The sequence below is a fragment of the Paenisporosarcina sp. P5_A11 genome (assembly GCF_056400705.1).
Genome location: NZ_JBFUKT010000185.1, coordinates 1 through 6419 on the forward strand (window position 1 = coordinate 1; position 6419 = coordinate 6419).

7 protein-coding genes are annotated in these 6419 nt (G+C 37.4%); 3 read left to right on the forward strand and 4 right to left on the reverse strand.

All coding sequences use genetic code 11. The features are described 5' to 3' along the window. Positions 1 to 2: 2 nt before the first annotated feature. Positions 3 to 233, forward strand: coding sequence for a hypothetical protein (locus AC1DOS_RS17065; RefSeq protein ID WP_477538465.1), 231 nt, complete (start codon positions 3 to 5; stop codon positions 231 to 233). Positions 234 to 266: 33 nt separating this feature from the next. Here AC1DOS_RS17065 and AC1DOS_RS17070 read toward each other — a convergent pair whose 3' ends face one another. From AC1DOS_RS17070 to AC1DOS_RS17085, 4 genes are all read right to left on the reverse strand, one after another. Continuing rightward, positions 267 to 659, reverse strand: coding sequence for an SET domain-containing protein (locus AC1DOS_RS17070; protein WP_108584721.1), 393 nt, complete (start codon positions 657 to 659; stop codon positions 267 to 269). Positions 660 to 801: 142 nt separating this feature from the next. Then, positions 802 to 1716 (reverse strand): metal ABC transporter solute-binding protein, Zn/Mn family, encoded by a 915-nt coding sequence (locus AC1DOS_RS17075; RefSeq protein ID WP_477538469.1) that lies wholly within the window; start codon positions 1714 to 1716, stop codon positions 802 to 804. A gap of 49 nt (positions 1717 to 1765) precedes the next feature. Beyond that, a complete protein-coding gene (locus AC1DOS_RS17080) occupies positions 1766 to 2629 on the reverse strand; it encodes a metal ABC transporter permease (RefSeq protein WP_108584777.1) in 864 nt (287 codons plus the stop codon). Further along, entirely contained in the window at positions 2629 to 3372 is a 744-nt protein-coding gene (locus AC1DOS_RS17085; protein ID WP_477538466.1) for a metal ABC transporter ATP-binding protein, read from the reverse strand. The genes AC1DOS_RS17080 and AC1DOS_RS17085 overlap by 1 nt, the downstream gene beginning before the upstream one ends. A 343-nt stretch (positions 3373 to 3715) precedes the next feature. On the opposite strand from AC1DOS_RS17085, the gene glpK reads away from it, so the two are divergent. Next, positions 3716 to 5206: a glycerol kinase GlpK gene (gene glpK / locus AC1DOS_RS17090; protein WP_477538467.1), complete on the forward strand. Its 1491-nt coding sequence runs from the start codon at positions 3716 to 3718 to the stop codon at positions 5204 to 5206. Between the two features lie 14 nt (positions 5207 to 5220). Beyond that, on the forward strand, positions 5221 to 6419 hold a 1199-nt coding region (locus tag AC1DOS_RS17095), incomplete at its 3' end, for a glycerol-3-phosphate dehydrogenase/oxidase (protein ID WP_477538468.1).

Genomic DNA, 6419 nt, shown 5'->3' on the forward strand with positions numbered 1-6419 from the left:
CACTGTGGGCGATACCTGTCATCATGATATTGATAATCGTCCTCAAAGTGTTTCTGCCTATTTCTCCAAAATACATTCCAGCATGCGCTACTGCCATTGGGTTGATTATTTCTATATTTATTAGTCATCCTCAAAATTTATCAGCAGGTATTTTTATGGGATTTTTTTATAGTGCTGCCGCAATAGGGACGTATGCTTCATTAAAAACAACATTAAAGGCATACCGAAGTTAATTAAAAAAAAGCCCAACGAAGAACTAGCTTATGCTAGTCGTTCGTTGGGTTTTCTTGATTAAACCACAATGGATCATCATTTTCAACTTCACCGTTATAGTTAATCAACACTTCTTCTCCAGCTTTAATATCTTTGTATGCAAAGAAATCAAAAGTATGATTGTCAAAATTAATATCATACATTGCATTTGGTTGGTATGAGTGATTAAATAACATTCCATATCCTAATACCAATGCAGTATGATTGATGCCATACTCAAAAGCATAATCAGCTAAAAGCGTCTTCTCAACATGTTCATGTTGTTCATTTGGATAGGGGAGAACGGGTGCTTCATGAATGAGTTCACCTTTTTTAATATCTCTTTTTGCAAATACGCCGCGATTTAACTCTCCGTCACTTAATGTAGATGTTTTGATTTCGATCATTAGGTTCACCTTCTCAATTCGTTTGTTAATTGTTTAATACTTACCGGAAGATATGCTAACTGTTAAACACCCCAGCAAGTTATAAGTATAACATGTGAAATCTAAATCGTAATCTTACAAAGAAAACAGATAATCATAATAGTTATTTTTCAGTTAAGCCCTTAAAAATCGAATCAATATTCCATTCCATCATTTTGATATAAGTATCTCCATCTTCGCCTGGCTTACCGATAGAGTCAGTGAATACTTTGCCGAATATCGGAACTCCTGTTTCAGCAGACACGGTTTCCATGCTTCGAGGGTCTATACTTGTTTCAACAAATAATACAGGATCTTTTTTCGTATTTATAAAATCTACTACTGATTTTACTTGTTCAGGTGAGCCTTGATTTTCAGAGTTGATTTCCCAAATATAAGCTGCTTCAAAATCATATGCTTCAGAGAAATATTTAAAGGCACCTTCGCTAGTAATTAAGAGACGCTGTTCTTTTGGAATCTCATTATAACGCGAAACTGATTCCTCATGAAGAGTTTCAAGTTTCTCAATGTATTCTTTAGCGTTCTTTTCATATACATCAGCATGTTCTGGGTCAACTTTAATCAAGCCATCTCTTGCATTTTCAGCATATTTAATTCCGTTGCGAATGTCTAACCAGGCATGAGGATCTTCTTCAGATTCTTTCCCCATAGTGGTCAAATATTTCGGTTGAACACCTTCACTCATTTGAAATACAGGTGAATCTTTTTCGCCTTTGTTGGCAGTAAGCAATAGTTTTTCGAACCACGAGTTTCCAGCTTCTAAATTAAGTCCATTATAGAATACGGCATCCGCATCTGTTGTCAATTGAACATCTTTTGGAAGTGGGTCATACTCATGCGGATTTGAACCAACTGGAGCGAGTGTATGAATTTCTACTCGATCTCCACCCACATTTTTCACAATATCGTAGATAATTGAATAGGTAGCGATGACTTGAATTTTATCATTTGGATTTTTGGAAGCATTTTCATCTTCTTTCCCACACGCTGAAATAAGTAAGAGCAATATAATGCTCATGATGCTTGTAAAATATTTTATAGTTTTCATCTTAATCCTCCATACATAATTATGATTGTGAATGCATTTCTCTTTTTCGTGCACTTTTAATTGTGCGCCATACTAAACCTTGCTTCGGTGAAAATAAAAACGCAAGCACAAATAAAGCAGTGGCAGCAAGTACAATGGTCGCACCTGAAGCTAAGTTGTAAGTGTAACTAAAATATAATCCGAGTATGGATGACAATACACCGATCCCTGCTGAAAGGTAAATCATGACCCACAGTCTATCCGTTAATAAATACGCGGTCGAAGCGGGCGTAATAAGCATTGCTACTACAAGAATAATGCCTACTGTTTGTAATGAAGCCACAGTTACTAAAGTAAGAAGGGCCATTAAAAAGTAATGAATGACTTTTGTAGGTAACCCATATGCAGCAGCCATCGTTGGATCAAACGAACTAACCAGTAGTTCCTTATAAAAAACAAAAATACTTACAAGCACGAAAATGCCAATGAAAAGAGTCGACCACATCTCAGATGGGCGAACGGCAAGCACATTTCCAAAAAGAATATGGTATAAATCCGTGCTGCTTTTCATCAATGTGATGAGAATGATCCCTGATGCAAAAGCAGCAGTGAACATGATACCGATTGAGACATCATTTTTAATCCGACTATTTTGGCTGATGAAGCCAATACCTAGTGCCGTTATTAATCCAGTAAACACAGCTCCAATAAAGAAATTAATACCAAGCAGATAAGAGAGGGCAACTCCAGGGAGCACGGCATGAGAAATTGCATCACCCATCAAAGCCATTCCTCGTAGAATAATAAAACATCCGATGACTCCACAAATGATTCCAACCATTATAGAAGTCAATAAGGCTTTTTGTAAAAAATCATATTGGATCAGCGCTTCAATAAAATTCATCATACTTTCACCTCTTCGCCAACCATTGAAGGAAATTGATTTGTATAAGCTCTACTTAAGACTTGTGGTTGAAAGACTTCTTCAACATCTCCATGTCCGATTAACTCTTTGTTTAATAAAATTAATTCATTAAAGTAATCACTGGCTTTACTTAAATCATGATGGACAACGACGACCGTTTTTCCGTTATCTCGGAGCTCTTTTAAAATCGAGATAATCTTCTCTTCACTCGTGACATCAACGCCAACGAATGGCTCATCTAGAAAATACATCTCAGGTTTTTGTGCCAATGCTCGAGCAAGGAAGACTCTTTGTTGTTGACCACCTGATAGTTCTCCTATTTGACGATTAGAAAGCTCGGCTATTCCAACTTTTTCTAAACACTCCATAGCTAATAACTTATGTTCTTTTTTAGGACGTTTGAAGACTCCTAAGTTCGGATAAGTCCCTAATAAGACTGTATCCATAACCGTGATTGGGAAATCCCAGTCGATATTGTTTCGTTGAGGAACGTAGGCAACTTTCGTTTTCATTTCTTTTATTGATCTGCCTAGTATTTCAACTTTCCCAGTGTCCTTTTTGATTAAATTTAACAAAACCTTTAAAAGTGTTGATTTACCGGCACCATTTGGTCCAATAATTCCAACCAATTTGCCTTCTGCAACTGTAAAACTAACATTTTTTAATGCTTCAGTACCGTTATACGAAACAAATAAATCGCTAACTGTTATAGCTGTTGTCATGATATTTTCCTCCTGTATTTAAGATGCCAAATCGACATAATCTTTATATAAAAATAATTATTTCCTATTTGAAAAAAAGTTTCCTTAGAACAACTATATGCGTAAACCATTCAGAAAGCAACTCAATAAGTAAAATATATGTTGTATAGTGTGCAACCGTGTACCAGATTTAATTCTATTCATGTGAGTATTGTGTTTCATATACATTCATTTAGGAAAAACAGTATAATTAAAGGAAATAATTTCTTGCAAAACTTTGGTTTTCAATAGTCGAATTTAGATAGGAAAATAACCACAAAATAGTTCTTTTATTATTTTGATGAACGTAATTGGGGGAATGAGCATGGGAGAATACATGTTAGCAATTGATCAGGGAACAACGAGTTCGAGAGCTATTCTTTTTAATAATGAAGGAGAACTTGTACATACAGCTCAAAAAGAATTTCAACAATATTTTCCGAAACCAGGTTGGGTAGAACATAATGCAAATGAAATTTGGGGGTCTGTCCTTTCAGTGATAGCTGCAGTTTTAACTGAAAGTGGCATTCAACCGACTAATATTCACGGGATTGGGATTACGAATCAACGTGAGACAACGGTAGTTTGGAACAAAAAAACGGGACGTCCGATTTACAATGCAATTGTATGGCAGTCAAGACAAACTCAGGAAATCGTAGATGCATTGAAAAATGAGGATTTAGAAAAGTGGTTTCAAGAAAAAACAGGATTGCGATTAGATCCTTATTTTTCAGGAACGAAAGTCAAATGGATATTAGACCATGTAGAAGGAGCTAAAGAATTAGCGCAACAAGGAGATTTATTATTCGGCACCATTGATTCATGGTTAATATGGAAGTTATCCGGAGAGAAAGAACATATTACCGATTATTCGAATGCCTCTCGGACGTTATTATTTAATATTCATGACTTAAAGTGGGACGACGAAATCTGTGAGAAGTTAAATATCCCTATTTCGATGTTACCCAAAGTTTCATCATCTTCAGAGGTGTATACAAAAACAGATCCGTCCGTTTTCTATGGTGCTGCAGTTCCAATTGCAGGAGCAGCTGGCGATCAACAAGCTGCGTTGTTTGGACAGTGTTGTTTCGAAAAGGGAACCGCGAAAAATACTTACGGCACTGGGTGCTTTATGTTATTGAATACTGGAGAAACAGCAGTTACCTCTGCTAATGGTTTATTGACAACAATTGCATGGGGAATCGATGGTAAAGTGACGTATGCATTGGAAGGTAGTGTTTTTGTAGCCGGCTCGGCGATTCAATGGCTAAGAGACGGACTCCGAATGGTGAAAAACGCTTCGGACAGTGAGTCATATGCCAAAAAAGTTAATTCTACAGAAGGCGTATATGTGGTGCCTGCTTTTGTTGGTCTAGGAACACCTTACTGGGATTCAGATGCCAGAGGTGCTATTTTTGGATTAACACGTGGAACTTCAAAAGAACATTTTATTCGAGCCACACTTGAATCTCTCGCTTATCAAACAAAAGATGTGTTAGATACGATGGAGCAAGACGCAGAGATGAAAGTTGAGATACTTCGTGTTGATGGTGGAGCGGTGAACAATGAGTTTCTTATGCAATTCCAAAGTGATTTACTTGAACTAGAAGTTGAGTTAGCTAAATTAAACGAATCTACGGCACTTGGCGCGGCCTATTTAGCTGGTCTTGCAACAGGTTTTTGGTCTGATTTAGAAGACATCAAAAAAATGCGTAGCAGTAAAAAAACCTATTCACCTAAAATGGATAAAGAGAAAATAAAAGAACTCTACAGTGGTTGGCAAAAAGCAGTAGCAGCAACACGACTGTTTAAATAAAGGAGAGATACTTGATGCTATCAGCAATTGGACGCTCTACTAACATCCAGACCCTGAATACTTTCGAATTTGACTTACTTGTCATTGGTGGTGGAATAACTGGAGCGGGTATTGCTCTTGATGCCGTTACACGTGGGTTGTCTGTTGCTTTAGTTGAAATGCAAGACTTTGCAGCGGGTACTTCAAGTCGTTCAACAAAGCTCGTACATGGTGGACTGCGCTATTTGAAACAATTTGAAGTGAAAATGGTAGCTGAAGTAGGAAAAGAACGTGAAATTGTTTATGAAAATGCTGTTCATGTAACAGAGCCGGAATGGATSCTATTACCGTTTCATAAAGGAGGCACATTTGGACCGATTTCAACGTCAGTTGGTCTTCGTGTGTATGATTTTTTAGCAGGAGTCAAACGGGACGAACGCCGTCAAATGTTATCTACTGAGGAAACCGAAAGAAAAGAGCCACTATTAAAAACAGAAGGACTTCGTGGTGCAGGTTACTACGTGGAATACCGTACAGACGATGCACGTTTAACGATAGAAGTCATAAAAAAAGCGGCTGAAAAAGATGCGATTTGCGTAAACTATGTGAAGGCAGAATCCTTTGTCTATAATCAAGGTAAAATAAATGGAGCTAAAGTAGTGGATCAGCTCTCTGGACAACATGCGACTATTCATGCAAAAAATATCGTGAATGCAACGGGTCCCTGGGTAGACGATGTTAGAATCAAAGATTCAATTGAAAATGGCAAACAGCTTCGAATGACAAAAGGAGTCCATGTGGTTGTTGATCAAACTATTTTCCCACTTAAACAAGCTGTCTATTTTGATACTCCAGATGGTCGAATGGTATTTGCAATACCACGAAATGGTAAGACGTATGTTGGAACGACGGACACTTTTTATGGCGAAGATCCAAAAAATCCGATTGCTACAAGTGAAGATGTAGCTTACTTATTAGAAGCGATAAGTTTTATGTTTCCTAGTATCCAATTATCACCACTTCAAGTTGAGTCGACATGGGCTGGCGTAAGGCCGCTAATCTTTGAAGAAGGAAAAGACCCCTCTGAGATTTCTCGTAAAGACGAAATCTGGGAATCAGCGAGTGGGCTCTTGACAATTGCTGGTGGGAAATTAACAGGTTACCGCAAAATGGCTGAAATGGTCGTGAATCGAGTATGTAAAAATACCAAATCATTTTACGGACCTTCTATTAC